Raw genomic sequence first — 25,783 nt, 5'->3', positions numbered from 1 at the left:
GATAATGCAAAACGGAGCCGGGTTGATACCTCCATGATTATGCATCCGGCGATCAAGCTGCGGCACATCCGGGCCTTCCTCGACATCGCCGCCGAGGGCAGCCTGTCGCAGGTGGCGCGCGCGCACGGCATCAGCCAGCCCGCCCTCAGCCGCACCCTCGCCGAGATGGAGGACCTGCTCGGCGTGCCGCTGTTCCGGCGCGAGAAGCGGCGGCTGGTGCTGACCGAGGCCGGCGCCGTGTTCCGCCGCCACGCCAGCCTCGGCCTGCAGTCGCTGGAGGCGGGCGCTGCGGCGCTGCGCCCCGGCGCCGACGGCGGCAGCATCCGCGTCGGCATCCTGCCGACCGCCGCCACCCGGCTGTTTCCCCGCATCGCGCTGCGCTTTCGCGCCACCCGGCCGGGGACGCTGCTGAAGATCGAGACCGGGCCGCACTCCTATCTGCTGCGGCTGCTGCGCGACGGCGACATCGACCTGATGATCGGGCGGATGCCGGTGGCGGGCGAGATGGCAGGGCTCGCCTTCCGCCATCTCTACGAGGAGGAGATCGTCCTCGTCGCCCGCGCAGGCCATCCGCTGGCGGCCCAGCCCATCGCCGCCGTGCTGCCCGCCGTGCCGCTGATCCTGCCGCCCGAAGGCGCACTGATCCGGCGGGCGGTGGACGATTTCCTCGCCAGCCTCGGCCTGCCCGCCCTGCGCCCGGCCTTCGAGACGGTGGCGCTGGCGGTCGGACGCGGCATCCTCGCCGGGTCGGACGCCGTCTGGTTCATCTCGCGCGGCGTTGTCGCCGACGAAGTCGACCGCGGCGACATGACCGTGCTGCCGACAGGCGCGCGCTTCCTGTCGGGCTCCGTCGGCATCACCCACCGCCAGGCCGGCCAGCCCGCCGAGGGGCTCGAACTGCTGCTGCGCCTCTGCGAGGAGAGCGCCGCCGGGCATTAGTGCTGCGGCATGCCGGCGGGGCGGGCGTTGCGCTTCTGCGCCGCGATCCGGAACGGCGCGTTCGGGGCGCCGTAACCCTGGTAGTTGCCCTGGCGCTGCACGATCTCGAAGAAGAAGCCGCCGGCGCGCGGCGCCGAGTAGAGCTGGAAGAACTGCCCGCCCGCGTCCTCGTCGTAAAGCACGTTGGCGCTGCGCATCTTTGCAACGAGGGCGGCGTCGAGCCCGAAGCGCGCCTCGACGTCGTCGTAATAGTTGTCGCCGATCTCAAGCACCGGAAAGCCGCGCTCCGCGAGGCTCGCCGCCGTCGCGAAGATGTCGGCGGTGGCGAAGGCGATGTGCTGCACCGAGGCGCCGAAGGTCTCCTCGACGAAGCGCCCGGCGAGGGTGCGCCGCGCCTCCGCCCCGTTCAGCGTCACCCTCAGGCCGCCCGACTGCACCGCCTGGCTGCGCACGAGGCCGTCGGGGTCGGCGACGTCGACCATCAGCGCCTTCTTCGCGTCGAAGATCGTCGTGTAGAACAGCGCCCAGCTCAGCATCTCGTCATAGGCCATGGTCTGGCCGAAGTGATCGATGCCGACGAGGCCGGCGCCGTCGATCGGCACCGCGTCGCTGCGGAAATCCACCGACCAGATCCGCGACAGGTCGGACTCACCGTCGAGCAGCCGGATGATGCTGCCGCCGACGCCGCGGATCGCCGGGATCTGCAACTCGCCGGGCTCGGCCGACGGGCTGTGATCCTGCGCGAGCAGCGCCAGCGCGCGCTGGTGCGTCGCCTTGGCATCGGGCACCATCAGCGCGACCTCCGACACCGTGGTGCCGTGCGCCATGTAGGAATTGCGGGCAAAGCCAGTGCTGTCGGTGTTGACGAGCACGTTGACGCCGCCCTGCCGCCAGAGCGTCACGGGCTTCGAGACATGCGCCCCCGCGCGGGCAAAGCCGGTCGCGGCGAGCAGGGATTCGAGCGCCGGGGCGTCGTTGGCCGAGGTGGCGAACTCGATGAACTCGACCCGCTGCACCGGGGTGGCGGCGGGAAACGCCGGCAGGTCGACGGGCGGCGTCGGCCCGGTGCGGCGCACCCGGTCCATCAGCGCAATCAGGCTGCGATGGCCGTCGCAGGCGACGAGCCGCGGCAGACCGGCGCGGAACTGGTCGTTGAAGATCTCGAGGCTGAGCGGCCCGGCATAGCCGGTCGCGACCACCGCGCGCATGAAGCCCGCGACGTCGAGGTCGCCCTCGCCCGGCATGTTGCGGAAGTGGCGCGACCAGTAGAGCAGGTCCATCTCGATCGCCGGCGCGTCGGCGAGCTGGACGAAGAAGATGCGGTCGCCGGGGATACGGCGGATGGTTTCGGGGTCGATCTTGCGGCCGAGGGTGTGGAAGCTGTCGAGGATCAGGCCGACGTTCGGATGGTCGGCCCGCCGCACCACTTCCCAGGCGTCGCGGTGATCGTTGACATGGCGGCCCCAGGCGAGCGCCTCGAAGCCGACGCGGATGCCGTGTGATTTTGCGAGATCGCCGAGCGCGGCGAAGTCGCCGGCCATGCGGTCGATCCCGCCCATCGCCGCCGGGTGCACCGAGGAGCAGACCAGCACGAGATCGGTGCCGAGCTGGTTCATCAGGTCGAACTTGCGCGTCGCGCGGGCAAATGCCCTGCTGCGATGCGGCTCGGGCAGGCCCTCAAAGTCGCGGAACGGCTGGAACAGGGTGATCTCCAGCCCGTGGTCGCGCACCATGCGCCCGACCTCGGCCGGGGTGAAGTCGGAGGCGATGAAATCCTGCTCGAAGATCTCGATGCCGTCGAAGCCGGCAGCGGCGATGGCCTTCAGCTTCTCGGCGAAGGTGCCGGAGATCGAGACGGTGGCGATCGAGGTCTTCATGACACGTCCTTTCCGTCGGCGAGCTCGCGGCGCATCCGCGCCTCGTCGAGCGGCAGCCCGGTGAACACCGCCCAGGCGTCGACGCCCTGGCCGAAGAACAGCTCGTAGCCCGAGATCACCTGCAGCCCCGCGGCGGCGGCGTCCTGCAGGAACGCGGTCTCGACCGGCGTATAGACCGCGTCGAACACCCATTCCGCGCCGGCGAGGGCTGCGCGCGGCAGCGGCGTGCCGTCGTAGCCGACCATGCCGACGGGGGTGCAGTTGATGATGCCCGCCGCCCCCGGCGCCAGCGCCGCCGCATCGGTGCCCGTCACGGTGACGAGACCGGGCCGGGCGGCGGCCAGCGCGTCGGCGAGCGCTGCCGCCTTGGCGAGGTCGCGGTCGCAGATGCCGATTTCGGCGAGCCCCAGCGCCACCAGGCCGAAGGCGACCGCCTTGCCGACCCCGCCCGCGCCGATCATCAGTACCGGCCCGGGGGCGGCGTCGCCGCGCACCCGGCGATAGGCGGCGATGAAGCCGGAATAGTCGGTGTTGAACCCCTGCGGCCCGCCGGCCTCGAACACCACCGTGTTGACGGCCCCGATCGCCCGCACCAGCGGATCATGCACCATCACCTTCGCCGCCGCGCGCTCCTTGTAGGGATAGGTGACGTTGATGCCGCGATAGCCGGACGCCGCGATGTCGGCGAACAGGGCGTCGAAATCCTTGCCGATCTCGGCCGGCACCAGCTGGTCGTAGGTGACGCGCCGCCCGTTCTGCGCCCCCGCCAGCCGGTGCAGGCGCGGCGACTGCGATTTCGCGATGTTGTCGCCGATCAGGCCAAGGCGGATCAGGTCGGTCATGCGGCGTTCCTTTCGTACGGCGGCCCCCCGGAACCGCAACCTGCGGCGCGGGGGATGAAGGCGGTGGGCCTGGCGCGGGCTCGGTCCGCCCTGCCCGCCGCGGCGTGGCCGCGACGGCACAGCGTCAGGCCGCCGTCTTCCTGCGGAAGACGAGGCCCCAGAGCGGGGTCTTCGACAGGAAGATCAGGATCACCGCAGCGAACAGCACCAGCGACAGCGGGCTCGCCAGCGTGCCCTTCAGCAGCATCCACAGGCTCTCCTGGTCCGAGATGATCGCCCGGCGCCAGTTGTCGTCGAGCAGGCGCGACAGGATCACGCCGAGGATGACGGGGCCGAGCGGGTAGCCGTAGAGCTTCATGAAGTAGCCGAACACGCCGAAGCCGAGCATCCAGTAGACGTCGGTCAGGCTGTTGTTGACCGCATAGGCGCCGACGATCGACAAGAGCAGGATCACCGGCAGCAGCACGGTGCGCGGCAGTTCCACGATCTTGACGAAGAGGCGGATGCCGGTGAGGCCGAAGATCAGCATGAAGCAGTTGGCGAGCATCAGCGAACTGACGATGAACCAGAACATGTCGGGCTGGCTGGTCATCAGCAGCGGGCCGGGATTGAGCCCGTGGATGAACAGCGCGCCGATCATGATCGCGGTGACGGCGTCGCCCGGAATGCCGAGGGTCAACATCGGGATGAACGCCCCGCCGACCGCCGCGTTGTTGGCGGTTTCCGGCGCGACCAGCCCCTCGATCGCGCCCTTGCCGAAGGGCACCTCGGGGTTCTTGGTCACGCGCTTGGCGTGGTCGTAGGCCATCAGCGCCGCGATATCGCCGCCGGTGCCCGGCAGCGCGCCGATCACCGTACCGATGCTCGAGGTCTGCAGGCCGAGCGGCAGGTGCTTGCGCACCTGGGCCCACGACGGGACGATCCGGCCGATGGTCTGCTTCACCGCGGCCGTATTGACCGTGTGGAGTTGCATCAGCCCTTCGGAGATGCCGAACATGCCGATCATCACCGCGACGAAGGACACGCCGGCGCGCAGGCCGGAGATCTCGAAGGTGAAGCGTTCGGTGAAGGTGAGCGGGTCCATGCCGACGGAGCCGATCGCGATGCCGAGTGCACCCGAGAAGATGCCCTTGACGAGGCTCTCGCCCGACAGCGACCCGACCAGCAGGATGCCGAGCACGCCGAGCAGGAAGTAGTCGCGCGGCTGGAACCGGATCGCGAAGTCGGCGAGCGACGGGGCGAACAGGGCGAGCGCGAAGATGCCGATGAAGCCGCCGATGAAGGAGACCACGGTGACGATGCCGATCGCCTCGCCCGCCTTGCCCTGCTGCGCCATCGGGAAGCCGTCGAGCGCGGTGGCGATCGCGGAGGGGGCGCCGGGAATGTTGAGCAGGATCGCGGTGCGCGAGCCGCCGTAGACCCCGCCCATGTAGATGCCGATCATCAGCGCGAGCGCCGGGTACACCTCCCAGGTGAAGGTGAACGAGATCAGGATCGACACCGCCATGGTGACGGAGAGGCCGGGGATGGCGCCGACGTATATGCCGGCGAAGGTGCCGAGGGCGATCAGACCGAGCAGTTGCAGGTCGAAGATCGGGATCAGCAGGGCGTTGACGGCGTCCATGTCAGGCCCCCCTTCCCGCGAACAGGCCGCGGAACCAGGCGAGGATCTCGGCCTCGGGCACGATGCCGGGCGGCATCAGCACCGTGAACACGATGCGGAAGATCAGGAAGATGATGAGGACGATCAGCGCCGACAGCAGCGCCGCGCGCAGCAGGCTGTAGCGGCCGAGGTAGTAGATCAGCCCGGTGAGGAACAGGAACGACGTCGGCAGGAAGCCGAGCGGCCGCAGCAGCAGCGCATAGGCGGCGACGGCGGCGATGGTGACGAGGATCGGCAGCGGCAGGATGTCCCGCGCCACCGTCTCGTCGGTGCTGGCGCCCTTGCGCAGGCTTTCCCGGAAGATCAGCACGGCGCACACGAGCATGGCTGCGGTCGTCACCATCGGCACGGCGCCGGGCGCGGACAGCGCCTCGAACCCCGAGATGCCATAGGCGGACCACAGCAGGAACAGGCTGCCCAGCACCATGGCGAGGTTGAACACCAGCTCGCCGGGTCGTCTCGGTTGCTTCGTCTGCATTGCTTTTCCTCCCAACGGGTCGGCCACGGCGTCCGCTCGGCTCCTCCCGGACCGGACGTCAGGCGTGAAGACGCCGCCCCGGCTGCGGGGCATGGGGCGGCGTCAGCTCTTCGCAGGTGGAAAGCTCAGGGCTTCGGGATGCCGAACTCTTCCGGCGAGGCCTTGGTGAGGCCGGCGTCGTGGATCAGCCACGAGGTCGTCGACTGCCAGCCGTTGAGGAAGGTCTCGGCCTCTTCGCCCGACAGCGACAGCATCTTGAAGCCGCGGCCGTCGATCAGCGACACGAAGTCCGGGTGCTTGGCGCCCTCGGCATAGGCCGCGGTCAGCTTCGCCACCACGTCGTCGGGCGTGCCCTCCTTGACGAAGACGCCGAAGAACGGGCCCCACGGCAGCACGTCGGCGAACTCGGGGTTGGTCGAGACGATGGTCGGAACGTCGGGCAGCTGCGGCGAGGCTTCGACGTCGAACAGGGCGATCGGCTTCATCGTGCCGCCCTTGATGCCCTCGATGGCGGCGCCGAGCACGGCCGGCATCACGTGGATGGCGCCGCCCTGCAGGGCGGTCAGCGCCGGGCCGTCGCCGTCATAGGGGATGAAGGTCACGTCAAGCGGCGTCTTCGCGTTGATCATCGCGGTGACCACCGACGGCAGGCCGCCCGGGCCGGTCGAGCCGAACTTCACCGCCTTGGGGTTGGCGTTGATGTAGGCGACCATCTCGGGGAAGGTGTTGAACGGCGCGTCGACGTTGGCGACCAGGATCGGCACGCCGCGGGCGATGATGTTGATCGGGATGAAGTCGCTGTAGTCCTTGTCGCCGAGCTTCATCACCTTGTAGAGCAGCGGGTTTTCCGCGCCGAACAAGACCGTGTAGCCGTCCGCGTCCGCGTCGGCGACCTGGTTGAGGCCGATGGCGCCGACGCCGCCGGTGACGTTCTGCATCACGATCTTGCCGCCGAGCACCGCTTCGGCGCGCGGGGTGATCGCCCGGGCGACGGTATCGGTCGAGCCGCCGGCGCCCCACTGGATGATGCCCTGGATTTCCTTCTCGGGATATTCGGCCAGCGCGGGCAGCGCGCTGAGGCTGAGCGCAACGACGGCGCCGATTACGGATTTCATCATCATGTCGGTTTCCTCCCTGACATATGGCCAGACGTCTCTCCCCGTCCGTAGCCGAACCATGTCGCAGCTTCGCTTTAACTGCAAATACCGATACTGCGGCGATCGTAACATGATGTTCATCCGGTAGGCTGGTCCCATCCCTCCTGTGACGTCGCCGTGACGAGTTCGTGCCGAAACCGCTCGATGGTATACTCCGCGAAACTCGACAGCTGGCGGCCGCGCTTCTGCACGACATAGGCCGTGATCGCGGCCTCCTCGCGCAGCGGCCGCCGGACCAGCCCCGGCAGGTAGACCTCCGCCACCGAGAACTCGTCGATCACCGCGACGCCGAGCCCGTGCCGGACGAGGCTGACGGTGGTCTGCGCGAAGCGCCCCCGCATCGTGTGCCGCGGCTCCAGCCCGGCGTCGCGGAACGGCCGGGCGAGGAGTTCGCCGTAGGGGTCGTCCGGATCGACACCGATGAAGGGAAACCGGATCAGATCGTGCACCGACACCGCGTCCTGCGCCGCGAGTTCGTGCCCCTCGGGCAGGATGGCGACGATCCGGCCCTCGACGAGCGGCGTCGATTCCACCGCGGAGTTCGCCACCGGCGACGACATGAACACCACCTCGCCCTGCTCCAGCAGCAGGTAGTTCAGCGTCTCCTCGATCTTGAGGATGTTGAGGTCGATCATCAGGTCGGGAAACCGCGCCCGGATCGAGCGGATCGCCCGCGCCGCGATGAACTGCGCGATCGACGGGGCGGAGGCGAAGGAGAGCGCGAAGTCCTGGCCCTTCTGCACCGACGAGACGGCCGTGTTGAGGTGCTCGACCTGCCGGTAGACCTGGTTGAGGATGGCGAAGATCGCGTGCGCCTCGGGCGCCGGCACGAAGATGCCGGCCCGGCGCTCGAACAGCCGGAAACCGAGGCTTTCCTCGGTGTGCTTGATCAGCCGGCTGATCCCGGGCGCGGACACGTTGAGCAGATTGGCGGCGCCCTGGATCGAGCCCGCGATCATCACCGCCCGCACCACTTCCATCTGTCGCAGCGTCAATTCCTTCATGCGCCGATCGTAGCAGAGCCGATGCGGCGGCAAAGCGGCTTGATTTTTGGAATGACATTCCATTATTGAATGCACTTCCAATCTGGGACTCGCCATGACCGCCGCCATCGATCGCATGCTGGGTGTCCTCGACCTTTTGTCGCAGCACCCGGACGGCCTCTCCGTCCAGCGCGTCGCGGCCCATATCGACGCGCCGCCGTCGGCCACCCATCGGCTGCTCAACGACCTCGTGCGCGCCGACTACGTCTGCCAGCATCCCGGCACCGGCACCTATGCGCTGACCATCCGCCTCGCAGCCCTCGGCCTCGGCTGGCTCGGCCGCACTGGGGTGACGGACGTGGCGCAGCCGGTGCTGGATCGGCTGGCCGCGGCGGCCGGCGAACTGGTCCGGCTCTCGGTGGCGGATGGCGACCGGCTGGTCTGGGTCGCCTTTGCGCAAGGGGCGACGGCGGGCCTGCGCTACGATCCCGCCCGCGAACAGGGCGCCGACGCCTCGCTCGCCTACAGCGCCAGCGGCCGGGCCTGGGCGGCGACGCTGGACGACGACCGGGCGCTGGCGCTGGTCGCGAAGCAGGGCCTCGCCCCGCCGGACGGCGCCGCCGAGGGCAGTCGCCTCGGCATGGACGAGGTGCTCGCCCTGCTCGCCCGCACCCGCGACCTCGGCCATGCCGAGGCGGTGGACTGCTTCCTCGCCGGCATGGCGGCGATCGCGGTGCCGCTGCCGGCCGACGGCCCTGCCCCGGGGAGCCTGTCGATCGCCGGCCCGGCGGCCCGCCTCACCGAAGCCCGCCGCGCCGCGCTGCTGCCCGCCCTGCACGCCGCGGCGGCCGACCTCGCCGGCATGATCCCGGCATCCGGTTTCTTCCGGGGGCGGTCATGACCCCGGCGGTGGCCAACGACTGCGATCTCCTCGTCATCGGCTCCGGTGCGGCCGGCCTCGCCGCGGCCGTGACCGCCGCGCACCACGGGCTGCGGGTGATCGTCGCCGAAAAGGATGCGGTGCTCGGCGGCACCACGGCCTGGTCCGGCGGCTGGATCTGGGCGCCGGGCAACCCGGTCTGCGCCCGCGCCGGCACCAGAGACACGACGGAAGCGGCCGAAACCTACCTGCGCGCCGTGCTCGGCAACCATTTCGACCCGCCGCGCGTGCGCGCGTTCCTCGACTTTGCCCCGCGCATGGTGGCCTTCTTCGAGACGCACACCGCGCTCGCCTTCGAGCCCGGCAGCCACATCCCCGACACTTACGGCCACCTGCCGGGTGCCGGCACCGGCGGGCGCTCGGTGATCGCGGCCCCCTATGACGGGCGCGGCCTCGGACCCCTGATCGCCCTGCTGCGCCGTCCCTTGCGCGAGACGAGCTTCTGGGGCCTCCCGATCCAGGCCGGCGCGGACCTGCGCGCCTTCATGACGATGACCCGCGACCCCCGCGCCGCCCTCCACGTCGGCCGCCGCATGACCCGCCACCTCTGGGATCTCGCGCGCCACGGCCGGGCGATGCAACTGCGCAACGGCAGCGCCCTCGTCGCCCGGCTGATCCGCTCGGCCGCCGATCTCGGCGTGGAGTTCCGCACCGCCAGCCCGGCGCTCAGGCTCGTCGAGGAGGGTGGCCGGATTACCGGCGCGGTGCTCGGGGCCGGAGGCGCGGAAGTCACCATCCACACCCGCCGCGGCGTGGTGCTCGCCTCGGGCGGCTTCCCGCACGACGGCGCCCGCCGCGCGGCAGAGTTTCCCGACAACGCCGTCCACCGCACCCTCGCCGTGCCCACCGCCACCGGCGACGGGCTGCGTATGGTCGAAGCCGTCGGCGGCCGCGAAGGCCGCGGCAACAGCCCCGGCGCCTGGTGTCCGGTCTCGGTCGTGCGCTGGCCGGACGGGCGCGAGGCGCCGTTTCCCCACATCATCGAGCGCGGCAAGCCGGGGATCATCGCCGTGCTGCCCGACGGCCGCCGCTTCTGCAACGAGGGGCTCGGCTATCATGATTTCGTCGAGGCGCTGCTGCGCAGCACGCCGCCCGGCCGGCCGCCCGAGGCCTGGCTGATCGCCACCCGCGCCTTCCAGCGCCGCTACGGCCTCGGCATCTCGCGCCCCTTCCCCGTGCCGCTCGGCCCCTGGCTGCGGCGCGGATATCTGAAATCCGGCGCGACGCCAGAGGCTCTGGCCACCGCCTGCGGCATCGATCCCGCCGGCCTCGGCGCGACGCTCGACGCCTGGAATCGCGACGCCGCGCGCGGCGAGGACCCCGCCTTCGGCCGCGGCACGACGCCCTACATGCGCCTGCAGGGCGACGCCGCGCACCGGCCCAACCCCTGCGTCGCGCCGATCGACCGCCCGCCCTATCTCGCGGTCCGCGTCGTCCCCGGCAGCTTCGGCACCTTCGCCGGCGTCGCGACCGACGCCGCGGCCCGCGTCATCGGTGACGACGGCCCGATCCCCGGCCTCTATGCGGCCGGCACCGACATGGCCTCCGTGATGGGCGGCTTCTACCCCGCCGGCGGCATCAACCTCGGCCCGGCCCTCACCTTCGGCCACATCGCGGGCCTCGCCGCCGCAGGCTTGCTGGAGGAGACCCCATGAGCCCGCTGTCCCCGACCGCGATATCGCTCGCCCATCTCACCGTGCTCGACCTGCCGCCGCCGGCGATGGTCCGGCTCGCCGCCGAACTCGGCTACGACCGGGTCGGCCTGCGCCTGATCCGCGTCACCGACACCACCCCCGGTTATCCGCTGCACGACGATCCCGCCGCCCTCCGCGCCACCCGCGACGCGCTCGACGCGACCGGCATCGCCGTCAACGACATCGAGTTCGTCCGCCTGACCCCGGAGTTCCGCGCCGAGGCCCTGCTGCCCTTCCTCGACGCCGGCGCCGTCCTCGGCGCGCGCCACGTCATCTGCGCCCCCTATGACCCCGACCTCGGCCGACTTTCGGACAATCTCGCGGCGCTGCACGCCTTCGCCCGTCCGCGCGGTCTCGCCTGCGTGCTGGAGTTCTTTCCCTGGACCAACGTGCCGGACCTCGCCGCCGCCGTCCGTGTCGTGGAGGCGACCGGCGCCGCCGACATCGGCATCCTGGTCGACACCCTGCACTTCGACCGCTCGGGCAGCCGCCTCGCCGACCTCGCCGCCCTGCCCGCCGGCCGGCTGCCGTTCCTGCACCTCTGCGACGCCCCCGTTCGCCCGCCCTATACGACTGAAGCCCTGCTGCACGCCGGCCGCGCCGAGCGCCTTCCCCCCGGCGACGGCGAGATCGACCTCGCCGCGATCCTCACCCACCTGCCACGGGACGTGCCGCTCGCGCTCGAGGTCCCGATGGCCGGCCTGCAGGCGCGAGACGGCAGCGCGCGCGTCGCCGCCCACGTTCTCGATCGCGCGCGCCGTTTTCTGCGGTCGACGGGACGGTTATGAGCCGGCTAATAGTTCAGCTTGGATGAGATTGCACCGGACGAGGTTCGTTGAACTCGCCACAAGCGCGATGGGACGGAGAGGATTGTTATCCGCCTCTCCCGGCGCGAGGCGGGAGCCTCGGAGGGCCCTATCGGCGAGGACGCACGCCCTCTTGGCCGATGCAACCAGGCGGTGCCCGGCGGGTGTGCGACACACTCACCCCCTTGCCCCCGTCCCCCCTACACCTCCTCCGCCAGCAACCGCGCCATCGCGTCGGTGATCGCGGTGCCGTCGTAGGGTTTGGCGAAGAAGCGGCTGCCGCCGGGGAGGCTGCTTTCGGCGAGGATGGCGGCGCCGGAGGCGACGATCAGTTTCACGGGAGGCCAGCGGTCGCGGATGTAGTGCGAGAGCTTGATGCCGTCCATCGTGCCCGGCATCTGCACGTCGGTGAAGACGAGGTCGATGTCGCCCCGGGATTCGAGAATGCGGATCGCCTCGTCGGCGTCGCACGCCTCCAGCGCCTCGTAGCCAGCCGACTGCACCAGATCGACGGCACTCATCCGGATCAGGGTGCTGTCCTCGACGACGAGGACGACGGGTTTGCCGTCACGCATGGGGGGCTCGATCCAGTCGGGCGGGGCGGTGGCCGGCGAAGATGGTCGGGGCGGGGTCGGGCAATCGACGTCCTATACGGCTGACGAGACGTCGGTCTCGAGATCGGGGGTCTCGAGGTCGGTGGTTTCCCGATGACGGATGGTGATGACGGTGCCGGGGGCGGCGTCTTTCACCTCGATCGTGCTCGCGAGGTTCTTGGTCAGCGCCTCGACGATGCCGGTGCCGAGACCGGCCTTCGGCGCGGCGTTCCCTTCCGGCATGCCGATGCCGTCGTCGGTGACGGACAGCGTCCAGTCCTTGCCCGCCGATCGATAGTCGATCGCGATCATGCCGTCGCGCTCGGCCGGAAAGGCGTGCTTCAGGGCGTTGATCGCGAGTTCGGTGACGATCAGCCCGAGGCTGACCGAGACGTCGGCCGGCACGACGCTGTCGTCGACCGTCACCTTGATCGACAGCCGGGCCGGATCGGCGATCATCGAGGCGCCGAGGCTCTGGGCGAGCTGGGTGAAATAGGTGCGCAGTTCAACCATGGTGCCGTCCGCCGACGCGAGCTGCCGCTGCAGGGCGGCGATCGACATCACCCGGTGATGGGCGTTGTGCAGGTGGCCGCGCGCTTCTTCCGACTGCACGCGCCGCGCGCTCTGCATCAGCACGCTGGCGATGATCTGCAGGCTGTTCGCCACCCGGTGCTGCACCTCCTGCAGCAGGATCGCCTTGTCGCGGACCAGATCGTCCTTCAGCCGCGCCGCGGCGCGCGCGTCGGTCACGTCGGTGACGGCGAGCAGCAGCCGGGCTGGGCCGACGACGCCGTCGTCGAGGGTGCGGGCGTTGACGACCAGCCGACGCGTCGCGCGGCCGGGGCGGCGCAGGTCGAGTTCATAGGCTTCGATCTGCGCGCTGCCCGCCGCGGTCGCGGTCAGCAACGAGGCGAGTTTGGGCAGCGCCCATTCACCGCCGCCGAGTTCACCCAAAGGAAGGCCGGAGACGGTCGCGGGATTGATCTCGAAGGCCCGGCAGAACGAGGCGCTCGCGGCGATGATCTTCTGGTCTTCCGTCAGGAAGAGCAGCGGTTCGTTCGACGACACGACGATGGCGAGGGTGCTCGCCGTCTCGAAATGTTCGGTCGGTGCGGTTGGCATTGGCTGGCCCCCAGAGGGCCGGAGACTCGCGGAGCGAGTCATTGCTCGGCAGGCACGCCCATCTGCTTGCGGAGCGTGCTCGGCGACGACACCCTATCATGAGTACCCCCCGGAGGCCGCATGCCAAATACCTGTCCGGGCATCCGGCGGTTTCACCCCCCTTGCGGCTGCCAGTCCGTCATCGAAAGGCTGTGGCCGCCGAGGCGCTGGAAGGCGCGCTGGCGGCAGGAGAACACGATGATCTGCTGGTCCTTCGACTGCCGGTGCAGCGCGTCGAACATCCGCTCGATGCGGTCGTCGTCGGAATAGACGAGGGCGTCGTCGAGGATCACCGGCGCCGGCCGGCCGTCGCGGGCGAGCAGCCGGGCAAACGCCAGCCGGGTCAGCACCGAGAGCTGCTCGCGCATGCCGCCGCTGAGCCGCTCGACGTCCTCCTCCTGGCCGTTGCGCAGGATCGTCTGCGGCAGCAGCGTCTTCTCGTCGAAGGTGATCGCGACGTCGTCGAACAGCAGCCCGAGCAGCGGCCGCAGCTCGGCCATCACCGGCTTCAGATAGAGTTCGCGCGCCTCCGACCGCGCCGTCTCCAGCGCCGTGGTGAGCCGGCGCAGCACAGCGGCCTCGGTTGCGAAGGCCTCGGCCCGCACCCGGGCGGCGGCGAGCGCGTCGGCGGTCTCGCGCCAGGCCTCCTCGACGGCCTCGTCGGACTTTGCGCGGATCTCGGCGTTGAGGCCGGCGATCGTCTCGCGCAGCGTGCCGGCCTCCTTCTCGGCGGCGTCGGCAACCGAGCGGGCCCGCTTCAGCGCCGCCTCGGCGCCATCGAGGTCGACCGCCGTGGCCCGGAGCCGTGCCGCCTGTGCCTCGGCATCGGCAAACGCCCGGTCGAGCGCGCCGAACGCCGCGGCGAGCGCCTGCTCGCGCGCCGCCCGCTCGTCGGCGGGGCCGAGCAGCGCGTCGACCTGCACGAGGTCGGCCTTCAGCCCGGCGAGCGCCGTTTCGGCGGCGACGAAGGCGTCGGCGGCCGCCGCCTGCAGCGGCTCGACCTCGCGCAGCGTCTGCCGCGCCGTCTTGCGCTGCGCCTCCGCCGCAGCGAGCGCGGCGCGGACCGCGACCGGATCCTCCTTCAGTTCGAGAAGGTCGGCGTCGATCGCTGCAGCGGCCTCGACCTCCTCGCGCAGCGCGCCGAGACCGTTCGGCGCGAGCTGTGCCAGCTGGCGCCGACGTTCGCGCAGTTCCCCGTCGATCTCCTGTGCCCGCACCTGCCGCGCCCGGGCGGCGGCAAGGTCGGCGACGGCCATCGAGGCGAGCAGCGCGCGCCGGCTGGCTTCGGCCTTTGCCAGCTTGTCGTCGCCGCGCGCCGGGCGGTTCGAGCGCAGCGTGATCGTGCCGATCCCCGGAACGCCGAGCTCCACCACCCCGTCGTAGCTGCGGGTCGCGCCGCCGGAGAGCGGCGTGCCGTTCAGCGTCACAAGGGTCGAAGTTCCCGGCAGATAGTCGACCGTGACCGAGGCGCGGGCGGCCTCCTCGACCGCGCGCAGCTTGGCGATCTCGATCTCGGTCGCCTGCAACTCGTCGATGGCGGCCGGCGGCAGCCTGACCAGCGGCAGCTCCGCCTCGCCGGCCTCGATCGCGGCCCGGGTGGCCGCAGCCGCCGCCAGCCGCGATTTCAGCTCGCCCTGCCGCGCGAGGGCCGCGCGGGCGCGCTCCGCCGCGTCGAGCCGGGCGAGCCGCGTGCGCGTTTCCTGTTCCAGTCCCTCCGCCGCCTCGGCGGCGGCGCGGGCCGTCTCGATCGCGCCCGCGGCCTCGCGGCGCCGGCCCAGCGCCTCGTGGCGCCGCCGCTCGGCCGCGCGCAAGCCATCGCGGGTCTGCTCGGCCCGCAGCAGCGCGGTGCGGTACTGCTTCAGGCTCTGTTCGGCGCCGGCCCGGCGCTCGGCCGCGAGGCGGAGTTCCGCTTCCGCGGTGCGCAGCGCCTCGCCCTGCGCGCGCGCCGCCTCGAAGCCGGCCTGTGCCTTTGCGACCGCCGCCTGCCGCGCCTGCCGCTCGACGGGTTCGTCGAGTTCCGCGAGCCGCTTCACCGCGCCGGCGCGCCGGTCCAGAGCCGTGCGCAGCGACGCGACGTCGGCGGCGAGCTTGGCCTCCTCGGCGGCGAGCCGGTCGCGCTCGGCGAGCGCCGCGGCATAGCGGCCGCCGGTCTTCGGCCGGCCGCCGGCGGTGACGAGGTCGCCGAGCGCCTCTTCCGCCGCGGCCATGATTTCGGCCATGCGCCGGCCGCCGGTGACCGCCTCGACCTCGCCCTGCACGGATTCCAGCAGGCTCGCCCGCACCTGCTTCTCGCTCTCTTCTTCCGCAGGCTTTCGCTTCTCTATGCCGGTGATGCCCTGGCGCACCCAGAGCAGGCCGGCCGGGCCGGCCGTGCCGCCCTTGATCAGCCCGGCGATGAAGTTCTCCGCCTCGTCGGCCTGCGCCACCAGCCGGCCGGTGGCAAGGTCGGTGACGCGGGCGAACTTGCCGCCGTAATACTGCTTGGTGATCCGGAAGCGGCCGTCGCCGGTCTCGATGTCGGCCTCGACCAGCGGGCTGCCGCCGCTGTAGGGGCGCAGGTTGCGCACGTCGGTCGGCGTGCCGGAATGGGGCTGGAAGAACAGCGCGTGCAGCGCCTCGAAGCTCGTCGACTTGCCGTGCTCGTTGACGGCGCACAGCACGTTGACGCCGTCGCCGATGCCCTCGATCGCGACGCCGCGGCCGCCGAAGCGCTTGACGTTGAAGAGGCGCAGCGCCGAGATCTTCATGCCGTCACCGCCTGCGCGTGGAAATAGAGCCGCGCCAGCGCCGCCCGCGCGATCGCGCGCTCGGTCGCCGGGCGGCTCTCGTCCTCCGCCTCGGCGAGCAGCGCGTTCGCCGCTTCCCGCAGCGCGCCGGCCCGGTCGATCCGGTCGAGGTCCTCCACGTCGCAGTCCACCGCGAGGCCGGCGAGGTCGAGGTCGAGCCACGCGAAATCCGGCGCGGCGTCCGCCACCGCGCGGACGAGCGCCGCGTGCTCGGCGAGCGCGCAGCGCCCGCTCGCCAGCACGCGCACCAGCGCATTGCGGCGCCCGCGCCCTTCCGGCAGCAGCGCCGCCAGCGCCGGCACCGGATCCTCGCCGCCGAAGAGATGCAGATCGAGCGTGCGCCAGGCGAAACGCGCCGTCTCGAACGGCGTCACCTCGGGGGGCGCCGACGGCCCGGCGAGATGGACCAGCAGCGCCGTGCCGGGGCGGTCGTGCTTGAAGCGGTCGGGCTCGGGCGTGCCGCTGTAGCGGGTGCGCGGATCGACCTCGATCGCGCCGTGCCAGTCGCCGAGCGCGAGATAGTCGAGTCCCGCCCGCCGCGCCCGGTCCGGCGCGATCACCTCGAGGCCGACGCCGTCTTCGGAAAAGCTCTGGATCGCCCCGTGCGCGAGGCCGAGGCGCAGCGTCCCCTCCGGCGTCGCCGCCGCGTCCATCCAGAGCGTGAGGTCGCGGCCGGGGCGCCGCGTCGTGCACGGCGCCGGCAGCAGCATCACGCCGGGGGCGAGTTCCATCGGGGCCGGCTCCACCGCCAGCACGACGTTGCCGGGCGCCTCCGCCGCAAGGCTGGCCCAGAGCTGCGTCGCCTGCAGCGAATCATGGTTGCCCGGCAGGATCACGAAGCGGATCGGCGCATGCGCGCGCATCTCGGCGAGCGCCTGCCGCCGCACGTCCGGCGCCGGGGTCTCGGTGTCGAATGTGTCGCCGGCGAGCAGGATCGTCTCCGCGCCCTCAGCCCGCGCATGATCCGCCAGCCGGCCGATCACCGCGTGCCGCGCCTCGCGCAAGCGGCTCGGCAGGTCGCCGGAGAAATTGCCGAAGCGCTTGCCGAGGTGCAGGTCGCTCGAATGGATGAAACGGAACATGCCTGTCAGGGTGCCTCGGTGGTTGCCGCGTGCCGGCGCGCCCGGTCGATCGCCTCGTCGAGCCGGGCCCGCGACACCGCCGCGAGCCGCTCGACGCCGAGCAGCCGCGCCAGTTCCCGCGCGGGGTCCGACTGATCGAGCAGGCCCGGATGGCTGAGCGCGACGGCGGCGAGTTCGGCCAGCGGGATGTCGGCGACCGGTCGGCGCGCCTCCTCGGTCGCCGGCGGTCTGTAGGCAGCGATATCCGAGACGCTGCCCGGCTTCCAGACGAATTCGCCGCTCGATTCCTGGGTCCGGTCGAGCGTCTTCAGATGGAGCTCGATCCGCTCGCGGATCCGCCCGCCGGTGCGCAGCCAGCCGTGCACCCGGGAGATGCGCTGGGCGAGCACGTCGGTGCGCAGCGGGCTTTCCGTTTCCATCACCGCGTCGATCATCGCCTGCAGGATGTTGCGGTAGCGCAGCTCGTGGAACGCGTCGGGATCGGCGGCAAAGCCGGAGAGGTCGGTGATCCGGTAGAGCTGCGCCGCGTCCTCGCCGACCGGCGCCGGGGCGGACGGGGCCGCCCTGAGTTGCGCCTCGGCCGGCGCGCCGGGCCCCTCGATCGCCACCCGTTCGGCCGCGGCGACGACGGCCGGCGGCGGAGCCTCCGCCACCGGCACGATGGCGTCCTCGTCGCGAATTTCGGGGATGTCCTCGACTTCGTGTCCCATGTCCCAATGCACCTCGATGTTGGTCTGTTCGGCGTCGCGGCGGGCCCGGCTTTCGGCGAGCAGCGCGTCGAGCCCGGCATGCAGCCGGGCCGCACAGCCGATGGCGTCGAACCACCAGTCGGTCGACCAGACGCGCAGGATGTTCCAGCCGAGCCCGCGCAGCACCTGCTCGCGCACCTTGTCGCGGTCCCGCGCCGTCGCCGAGCCGTGATAGGTGGCGCCGTCGCACTCGATACCGGCGAGATAGGCGCCGGGCAGGTCGGGGTGGCGGACGCCGAGGTCGACGCGGAAGCCGGAGATGCCGATCTGGGGCACGACGTCCCAGCCGCGTCGCGCGAGCTCCGCCGCGACCGCCTCCTCGAACGGCGATTCGAAGCCGCCGACCGAGCCTCGGTCCTCGGCGGGCAGCGCGATCGCGCCGCGCTCGGCATAGTCGAGGAACGTCTTCAGGTGCCGGACGGCGACGGCCTTGGTCCGCGACGGATCGATCAGGTCGGCGGTGATGCCGGAGAACACCAGCAGTTCCTGCCGCGCCCGCGTCACGGCGACGTTGAGCCGCCGCTCGCCGCCGCTGCGGTTGAGCGCGCCGAAATCCATTGCGAGCTTGCCGGCGGCGTCCTTCGCAAAGGTGATCGAGAACAGGATCACGTCGCGCTCGTCGCCCTGCACGTTCTCGAGGTTCTTGACGATCGCCGGCTCGATCCGCTCCTCGGCGAAGAACCATTCGAGCGCCGGATCGTCGCGCCGCGCCGCGTCGAGCAGGTCGAGGATCAGCGACTGCTGCTGGCTGTTGAAGGTGATGACCCCGAGCGTCGGCCGGCTCTTCTCGGGCAGCGCCAGCCAGCCCTTCATCCGCGTCACCGCCTCGCGCGCCACCGCCTCGGCCTCGATCCGGTTGGTGCGGCTCTTGCCGCGGTCGTAGACGCCGTTGGCCACCTTGCGCAGGAACACCGCCTTGTCGTCGACGGCCGGCGAGGGGAACGTCACCAGCCGGTTCTCGTAGTAGTGATGGTTCGAGAAGGCGATCAGCGACTCGCTGCGGCTGCGGTAGTGCCAGCGCAGGTCGCGCACCGGGATGCCCGAGGCTTTCGCCTCGTCGAGGATGCTCTCGAGGTCCTTCTCGTGGTCGGCGACCTCGTCGCCCTCCTCCTCGTTGCGGCCGAAGAAGTTGGTCGGCGGCAGCTGCTTCGGGTCGCCGACGATGATCGTCTGCCGCGCCCGCGCAATCGCCCCAACGGCATCCCACGTGGTGATCTGCGACGCCTCGTCGAAGATCACCACGTCGAACAGCGCCTGGTTGGACGGCAGGTACTGCGCGATCGACAGCGGCGACATCAGCATGCACGGCGCGAGCTTCGGGAAGCTCTGCGGCATCCGCCCGATCATGTCACGGATCGTCTGGCTCGGGCGCTGCAACTCCATCTGGTGGCGCAGCAACCCGAGTTCGGAGTTGCGCGGCACGCCCTGCACCGGCGGCAGCCCGTGCGCGATGGCGCTCAGCACCCGGCCGGTCGCATGGGTGCGCACCAGATCGTCGATCTCGCGAAAATCCTTGATCGCGTTCTCGTGCTGGAAGCGGCGGAAATCGCGCAACACCGGGTCGCCGTCGAGCACCTGCGGCAGCCACCAACGCGCGTAGCCGAGCCGGAACGCCGCGCGCGCCGCGTCCGGCCGGATCGTGCCGTCGCCAAGCGCGTCGACGAGGCCGCCGAGATGGCGCCCGAGCGCAGCGTTGCGCACGCGGCACCACGCCGTCCAGTCGCGCAAAAGCGCGCGCGCCGCGATCAGCTCGCCCAGCGTCTCGCCGAGCGCCGCGGCCTCCGCCCCCGTGGCGCAGGCGGCGACCTCGCGGCCGGCGAGATCGCCGAAGCCGCGGCTCGCCGCCTCGAAGCCACGCAGGCACGCGAGCAGCCGGTCGCCCGCCGCGCGAACCCGGTCGGGTTCTGCGCTCCCCGGCAGGCACGGCGCCACCGCCCGGATCACTGCGCCGACGCCTTCCTGCCCCCAGCCCGGCGCGCGCAGCGCAGTGCGGAGGCCCTCGGCGAGGGCGAGCAGCGCGGCGACCGCGGCGATGTCGGTATCGAGGCCACGGATCGGCAGCGGCTTGGTGCCGAGCGGGCTCGCGTCGATCGCGGCGAGGCAGTCCTTCATCCGCCGAAGCAGCGGCAGGTCGCGGTCCGGATCCACCTCGCCGCGCGCGGCCTCGGCCTGCAGCAGCTGGCGCGCCTTGCGCCGGGCGAAGATCGACATCGGCCAGAAGCTGTCGTTCGCCGCGCGCCATTCGGCCTCCAGCGCGTCGATGTCGAGCGCGCGGACGGCGGCGATCCCGTAGCCGGCGGCGAGCCCCCGCTCTGTGGCGCGGTAGACGCCGATCGAGCTCTCGAGTTCGGCGAGTTCGGCGGCGGAGGTGGCAAAGTCCCGGTTGAAGGCGACCGAGATATCGCGCCCGCGGGCCGCGGCGAGCGCCTCGGCAAGGCCGGCGAGCGCCGCAAGCGACACCGGTGCCGCCCGGTCCTGCGGCGTCAGGCCGAGCACGCCGAGCAGCCCCTCGGCCGCACCCGCGAGCAGGTCGGCCGCGTTCTTCAGCGACTGCGCCGCGCCGAGCAGCGCCTCCTGCCAGCTTGAGCTCCATTCCTCCTGGTCGACGAGGTCCAGCGCCGGCTGCCGGTCGACCGACGCGAAGACGAGGCCAAGTTCGGCGGCGAGATCCTCGAGTTCGCGCAAGGCCGCCTCGTCCGGCGCGCGCCCGTCCGGCCAGCCGAGCTGCGGCGCCGGCTGCCCGGCGTCCTTCAGCGCCCGCCCGAGCGCGAGATAGGGCGTCCAGCCGTTCGGATAGCGCCGGTGCAGCGCCTCGACATAGGCGTTGAGCTGGTCGCGGCGCAGCCGCAGCCGCTCGTTGACCGCAACCCAGGCCGACGCATCGCCCGTGCCGCCGTTTTCCCATGCCGCCTTCAGCTGGGCGAGGAAATGCTTCCGGTCGGCCTTGTTCGAATGCAGCTCGATGCACTGGTCGCCGAGACCGTGCTCGCGCAGCCGGCGGTTGACGACGTCGAGCGCGGCGGTCTTTTCGGCGACGAACAGCACCGTCTTGCCGACCCCGAGGCAGTTGGCGATCATATTGGCGATCGTCTGGCTCTTGCCGGTGCCCGGCGGGCCGACGATGACGAAGTCGCGCCCTTCCGCCGCGGCGAGGCTGGCGGCGGTCTGCGACGAATCCGACGGCAGCAGGCAGATGATGTCGGCCGGCGCATAGGCGCGGTCGATCTCGTACCCCTCGCGGAACGGCGCCGCGCCCTCGGGCCCCGCGAAGGCCTGCTCGGGCGTATCGATCAAATGGCGCACTACCCGGTTCTGCCGCAGCGCGTCGGTGCGCTCGACGAGGTCCTTCCACATCAGGAATTTGGCGAACGAGAACGTCGACAGCGCGGTCTCGTCGACCACCTCCATGCCGGGCACGTCGCGGATCGCCTGGCGCACCTGCCCGAGCAGCTTCGGCACGTCGACGCCGTTGTCGTCGGTCGGCAGTTCGCCGCCGAGCGAGGTGAGCTTCAGGTCGAACTCGCGGTCGAGGAACTGCAGCAGCGTCGCGTTGAAGCGCGGCTCGTCCTCGTGGAAGCGGATGGTGAAGCGCGAGCTCGCGCTGCGCCGTTCGAGCTTCACCGGCACGAGTAGCAGCGGCGCCCGGTAGCTGCGCTCGTCCGCCGGCTTCTTCTTCCAGCGCAGGAAGCCCACCGCGAGGAACAGCGTGTTCGCGCCGCCCTCGGCAAAATCGTTGCGCACCTGGCGGTGGAGCTCGACGAGTCGCGCCTCGAGCTGGCGCGGCTCCAGCGGCGAGGGCAGTTCGTCGCGTTGCAGCGCTTCGGCGACGAAGCCGCGCTGCAGGTCGCGGCCGTGCACGTCGCGGTAGAGCGCCGGGTCGCGCTCGCCGAGTGGGTTCTGCTCGGGCAGCGAGATCACCCGGATCGCCGCGCCCTTCGCCAGCCGGTCCTCGAGGAAGCCGACGTCGGTGCAGAGGAACGGGATCGACTTCTTCGAATCGGGGAAGTTGAGCAGCCGGTTGCGCAGCGTCAGGTCGAGCAGCTTCTTCTGCCAGCGGTCGATGCGGCCCGCCGCCGTGGTCGGCTTCACCTCGGCCGGCTCGGCCGGCAGGTCGTCGAAGCCGGGCGCGGCGGGCAGCGGCAGCTCGGCGACGGGCGCGGCGTCGTCGGTGGCGCCGCCCTGCGCGGGGGCGTGCGAGGCGAGCGGCGTGATGCCGCCGCTGCGCGCGCGCCGCACGTCGATCGCGGCGAGGAAGGCCCGGGCGTCGTCGTCACCGATGCGGCGGTCGAGCGCCTGCTGCGCCGCCTCCAGCGTCATCGCCGGGCGATGCGTCACACCCGTCGTCTCGAACACGATCAGCTCGCGCAGCGCCAGCGCCTTGCGCACCTCCATCGCGTCCGGCTCGATCGCACTCGGAAACGTGCGCTTCGCCAGCCAGACGCCGACGGCGGCGTGACCTTCGAACAGCAGCACCACCGGGTTGAGACCGGCGGCCTCCAGCGCGGCGGCGAACAGCAGCGTGGTGTCGAGGCAGGTCGCCAGCCGCTCGTCGAGGATCGTGCCCGGCCGGCGCACCTTCTGGCCGCGCCGCTCGAAGCTCGCCGGCGGCTCGGCATAGTGCAGTCCGAGGCCGGCGATCGCCGAGTAGACGGCGGCTGCGATCAGGAACGCGCGCTGCGGGCTGCCTGACTGGTAGCCGTCGAGGGCGCTCTGGTGCCCGTGCGCGGCGAGCCGGTCGGCGGCCGCGCGCAGGATCGCGGCGACGGCGGGATCGTTCGGCATCACGAAGGCCGGCAGCAGTTGCGCCATGTCGGCGACGCCGCCCCATTCGTCGCGGGCGACCAGCCGCACCGCGATGCGCTGCTCGTGCAGCACCTCGCCGGCCGTGACCAGGCGCAGCGTAATCTCGCCGCGCTCCGCCTCGTTGAGGCCCGCGAGATAGCCGGCGTCGAGTTCGACCTTGCGGTCGCTCAACGTGAGGCTGTCGCCGGGCGCCAGCCGGTCGATGGTCCAGGTCTTGGGCCGCAGGAAGGCCGGCGAAGATGTCAGCTCGAGCCTGCAGGTCTCGATCGTCAGACCGGAGCTGTTTTCGACGAGGATCGAACGGATCACCGGGATCGCATTCTGGTAGGACGCATAGGTAAAGCCGGCGGCGACATCGGCGACGACCACCAGACCTTCTGTCCTGTTACCGGCTGCGATCGTCTCGTCTTGCGGAACGTCTCCCTCGGCCATCTGCATCGTCAATGCCCCTCCGTCGCCGAGTCTAGCAACGATTCCGATGGTTAAGAAGACCCCTTGCCGCCCGGGCGCACGACTTTCCGACGCACATCCACCCAGGATTGAAACCGTCGACACCGCATCGGCCGGCGCGGCGGCGCGCCCGCAGCCCGACGATCGCCGACCTTCCGGGCCGCGGCACCCGACGTCGCACTCCGCATTGCCCCCGAAATTTCGGGGGGTTTTAAAAGTGGTATTTTATAGTCAAGATTATTGCGGGGCCGCTGCGCATCGGTTATGAGTGCGTCGCAATTGCGGCGACGGACCTCTGCCGAGTGATCGATCGATCTTCGACAGCAACACGTCGCCGCGCGTTCAGGACCCCTGTCGCGGAACCGTAATCCATGAGTCTTTCGATAGATTTCCGCACCACGGCGGCATCGATCGCCATCCTGTCTGCCTTCACCATGGCCGCGAAAGCGCAGGACGTGCAGCAGGAAACCATCGAGCTCGCGCCGATTACGGTGGAAGCAGGTGGAACCGACGACAAGCATGCCGGCGCGGCGGACCGCGCCAACTCGATCACCATCGACGGCGAGACGGTCGAGGACAACGCGCTCGGCGACCTGAAGAGCCTGTTCGCCGGCGACGCCTCGGTCACCGTCGGCGGCGCGATCCCGCTCGCCCAGAAGATCTTCGTCAACGGCATCGACATCCTCAACCTCGCCGTCACCATCGACGGCGTGCCGCAGAACAACCGCGCCTTCCACCACACCTCGGCCAACGCGATCGATCCCGGCCTGCTGAAGGCGGTGCGCGTCGACCCGACCGTCGCCCCCGCCGACGCCGGCCCGGGGGCGCTCGCCGGCTCGGTCCTGTTTGAGACCGTCGACGTCGGCGACCTGCTCGACGAGGGTGACGACTTCGGCGCCTATGGCGTGCTCGGCTACGACAGCAACGGGCGCACCTTTTCGCAGATCCTCAGTGCCTATGGCCGCCACGGCGGCTTCGAGGGCCTCGGCTACGTCAAGAACGCCAAGGGCGACAACTACGAGGACGGCAACGGCGACACCATCCGTGGCACCGCCGCCGACCTGCAGAGCTTCCTGCTCAAGGGCGCCTACGAGGCCGACGGCCACCGGGTCGAGCTCTCCGGCGAGCGCATGATCGACGACGCGCTGCGTCGCTACCGCGCCAACTTCGGCGGCGTCATCGGCGGCCGCCCGGTGCCGGAACTGCGCGTCTACGACACCGACCGCCAGAGCTATTCGTTCCGCTACGAGGCGACCGAGCCGGAAGGCTTCTGGGATCCGACCGTCGTCATCGGCTACAGCCGCAACGACGTCCGCATTCCGGATCCGGACGACAGCCGCGGCCTCTCCGACACCTTCTCGGCCAAGGTCGAGAACACCTTCAACTTCAGCGACACCCATGCGCTGACCGCCGGCGTCGACCTCACCGACCGCACCGGCACCTACACCGGCCTGTCGGCGCCGGACGGGCTCGAGGAGACGTCGCTCAACCTCGGCGTCTACCTGCAGGACCGCATCGAGGTCACCGAGCGCTTCGACGTCTCCTTCGGCGGCCGTTTCGACTGGCAGCGCTTCGAGGGCATCGGCGGCTTCGAGGACGATTTCTCCGGCTTCAGCGGCAACATCTCCGGCCGCTACGAAGTGGTCGACGACCTGTTCCTGAAGGCCGGCTATTCCAACGTGTTCGGCGGCGTCGCCGTCGAGGACAACTACATCTTCCTGCCGAGCTGGACCTACGACGAGCTCGATTCGGTGCGCGCCGGCAACGTCGTCGTCGGCTTCGAATACCGGCCGGATCGCTGGCTGCTCGAGGCGTCGGTGTTCCGCTCCGACTTCGACGACGCCCGCAGCGGCCAGCGCACCGCCGACTTCGTCAGCCAGGGCTTCAACATCGGCGCCGGCTTCAACTGGGACGGCGGCTCGATCAAGGCGACCTATTCGAACACCCGCATCGAGGTGAACGGCGGCGCCACCGGCAGCTACGAGGCGCTCGACTTCGGCGCGCCGCTCGGCCAGGTCATCGCGCTCACCGCCCAGCACACCTATGCGCCGTGGAACCTCACCTTCGGCGCCAGCCTCGACATGGCGCTCGACTACGACGGCCCGATCGGCGCCGACGACGCCACCAAGGAGCTGAAGGGCTACGAGGTGGTCAGCCTGTTCCTCGAATACGAGCCGGAGATCGTCGAGGGCCTGACGCTGCGCCTCGAGGCCAACAACATCTTCGACACCGCCTATGCCGACCGCGGCACCTACGGCGGCGAGTACGACTCGCTGAACCAGCTGCTCGAACCCGGCCGCAGCTTCTTCGTCTCGGCGAAGAAGGTCTTCTGAGGCCGGCCTGCCGGGGGGTGATGCCCCGCCCCCCGGCATCACCGGGCCCGGTGCGCCGGGCACGACGACCGGGGCAGACGGCCGGACGCTGAGGGGGGCGGCCGGCGACAACACCGACACACCGCAACGCGAGGGATCCGGCATGCCCCAATCGACCGCCCGTTTCGCGACCACCGACGGCCGCAGCTACCTGACGCGCCTCTGCAAGCACTTCGGCCACCGCATCGAGGTCGAGCACGGTGACGACAACGGCGTCTGCCGCTTCGCCGAGTTCACCGTGACGCTCGCCGCCGATGACGCCGGCCTCGACATCACGGTTGCCGCCGCCGACCCCGACGCCCTCGGCCAGGGCGAAGAGGTGCTGGAATCGCACCTGATGCGCTTTGCCTTCCGCGAGCCCAAACCGCTCGCCTGGGCCAAAGCCGCCTGACGCGGCCGCGTTTCCGA

Annotated in this window: 17 protein-coding genes; 6 read left to right on the top strand and 11 right to left on the bottom strand. The window is 71.0% G+C overall.

What is annotated here, in order from left to right; genetic code table 11:
- The first annotated feature begins 33 nt into the window (after positions 1-33).
- Positions 34-939, top strand: a complete 906-nt coding sequence (locus tag I5731_RS01465) for a LysR substrate-binding domain-containing protein (protein WP_197309582.1) — start codon at positions 34-36, stop codon at positions 937-939.
- On the opposite strand, the gene I5731_RS01460 is transcribed toward I5731_RS01465, so the two are convergent.
- The 6 genes from I5731_RS01460 to I5731_RS01435 form a co-directional block, all read right to left on the bottom strand.
- Positions 936-2,816 carry a bifunctional sugar phosphate isomerase/epimerase/4-hydroxyphenylpyruvate dioxygenase family protein gene (locus tag I5731_RS01460; RefSeq protein ID WP_197309581.1) on the bottom strand — a complete coding sequence of 627 codons (1,881 nt, stop codon included), beginning with the start codon at positions 2,814-2,816 and terminating at the stop codon, positions 936-938. The two genes, I5731_RS01465 and I5731_RS01460, sit on opposite strands and share 4 nt — an antisense overlap.
- Complete coding sequence (locus tag I5731_RS01455; RefSeq protein WP_197309580.1) at positions 2,813-3,658, bottom strand: shikimate dehydrogenase family protein; 846 nt, start codon at positions 3,656-3,658, stop codon at positions 2,813-2,815. The genes I5731_RS01460 and I5731_RS01455 overlap by 4 nt, the downstream gene beginning before the upstream one ends.
- 124 nt (positions 3,659-3,782) lie before the next feature.
- Positions 3,783-5,282, bottom strand: coding sequence for a tripartite tricarboxylate transporter permease (locus I5731_RS01450; RefSeq protein ID WP_197309579.1), 1,500 nt, complete (start codon positions 5,280-5,282; stop codon positions 3,783-3,785).
- Position 5,283: 1 nt separating this feature from the next.
- A complete protein-coding gene (locus I5731_RS01445; protein ID WP_197309578.1) occupies positions 5,284-5,799 on the bottom strand; it encodes a tripartite tricarboxylate transporter TctB family protein in 516 nt (171 codons plus the stop codon).
- A gap of 125 nt (positions 5,800-5,924) precedes the next feature.
- Positions 5,925-6,917, bottom strand: coding sequence for a Bug family tripartite tricarboxylate transporter substrate binding protein (locus I5731_RS01440; protein ID WP_197309577.1), 993 nt, complete (start codon positions 6,915-6,917; stop codon positions 5,925-5,927).
- A gap of 116 nt (positions 6,918-7,033) precedes the next feature.
- On the bottom strand, positions 7,034-7,960 hold the full coding sequence (locus I5731_RS01435) for a LysR family transcriptional regulator (protein WP_197309576.1): 927 nt from the start codon (positions 7,958-7,960) through the stop codon (positions 7,034-7,036).
- 94 nt (positions 7,961-8,054) lie between these two features.
- Between I5731_RS01435 and I5731_RS01430 the strand changes: the two genes are divergently transcribed.
- The 3 genes from I5731_RS01430 to I5731_RS01420 are packed head-to-tail and all read left to right on the top strand — an operon-like array spanning position 8,055 to position 11,361.
- Positions 8,055-8,840, top strand: a complete 786-nt coding sequence (locus I5731_RS01430; protein ID WP_197309575.1) for an IclR family transcriptional regulator — start codon at positions 8,055-8,057, stop codon at positions 8,838-8,840.
- Positions 8,837-10,534: an FAD-dependent oxidoreductase gene (locus I5731_RS01425; protein ID WP_197309574.1), complete on the top strand. Its 1,698-nt coding sequence runs from the start codon at positions 8,837-8,839 to the stop codon at positions 10,532-10,534. The genes I5731_RS01430 and I5731_RS01425 overlap by 4 nt, the downstream gene beginning before the upstream one ends.
- A complete protein-coding gene (locus I5731_RS01420) occupies positions 10,531-11,361 on the top strand; it encodes a sugar phosphate isomerase/epimerase family protein (protein WP_197309573.1) in 831 nt (276 codons plus the stop codon). Before I5731_RS01425 ends, I5731_RS01420 begins: the two co-directional genes overlap by 4 nt.
- Before the next feature lie 218 nt (positions 11,362-11,579).
- Here the strand turns inward: I5731_RS01420 and I5731_RS01415 are convergent, their stop codons facing one another.
- The 5 genes from I5731_RS01415 to I5731_RS01395 all read right to left on the bottom strand — a co-directional run bounded on the left by I5731_RS01415 (position 11,580) and on the right by I5731_RS01395 (position 22,991).
- On the bottom strand, positions 11,580-11,954 hold the full coding sequence (locus I5731_RS01415; protein ID WP_197309572.1) for a response regulator: 375 nt from the start codon (positions 11,952-11,954) through the stop codon (positions 11,580-11,582).
- Positions 11,955-12,026: 72 nt separating this feature from the next.
- Positions 12,027-13,094 carry a sensor histidine kinase gene (locus I5731_RS01410; RefSeq protein WP_197309571.1) on the bottom strand — a complete coding sequence of 356 codons (1,068 nt, stop codon included), beginning with the start codon at positions 13,092-13,094 and terminating at the stop codon, positions 12,027-12,029.
- Positions 13,095-13,246: 152 nt separating this feature from the next.
- Positions 13,247-15,880 (bottom strand): AAA family ATPase, encoded by a 2,634-nt coding sequence (locus I5731_RS01405; RefSeq protein ID WP_197309570.1) that lies wholly within the window; start codon positions 15,878-15,880, stop codon positions 13,247-13,249.
- Positions 15,877-17,001 (bottom strand): metallophosphoesterase family protein, encoded by a 1,125-nt coding sequence (locus I5731_RS01400; protein ID WP_197309569.1) that lies wholly within the window; start codon positions 16,999-17,001, stop codon positions 15,877-15,879. Before I5731_RS01400 ends, I5731_RS01405 begins: the two co-directional genes overlap by 4 nt.
- Before the next feature lie 5 nt (positions 17,002-17,006).
- Positions 17,007-22,991, bottom strand: coding sequence for a DUF3320 domain-containing protein (locus I5731_RS01395; protein WP_197309568.1), 5,985 nt, complete (start codon positions 22,989-22,991; stop codon positions 17,007-17,009).
- 383 nt (positions 22,992-23,374) lie between these two features.
- On the opposite strand from I5731_RS01395, the gene I5731_RS01390 reads away from it, so the two are divergent.
- Positions 23,375-25,336, top strand: a complete 1,962-nt coding sequence (locus I5731_RS01390) for a TonB-dependent receptor plug domain-containing protein (protein WP_197309567.1) — start codon at positions 23,375-23,377, stop codon at positions 25,334-25,336.
- 142 nt (positions 25,337-25,478) lie between these two features.
- Positions 25,479-25,766: a DUF2218 domain-containing protein gene (locus tag I5731_RS01385; RefSeq protein ID WP_197309566.1), complete on the top strand. Its 288-nt coding sequence runs from the start codon at positions 25,479-25,481 to the stop codon at positions 25,764-25,766.
- Positions 25,767-25,783: the final 17 nt, after the last annotated feature.

Source organism: Methylobrevis albus (assembly GCF_015904235.1).
Classification (GTDB): domain Bacteria; phylum Pseudomonadota; class Alphaproteobacteria; order Rhizobiales; family Pleomorphomonadaceae; genus Methylobrevis_A; species Methylobrevis_A albus.
This window is presented reverse-complemented; position numbering and strand designations above follow the sequence as displayed.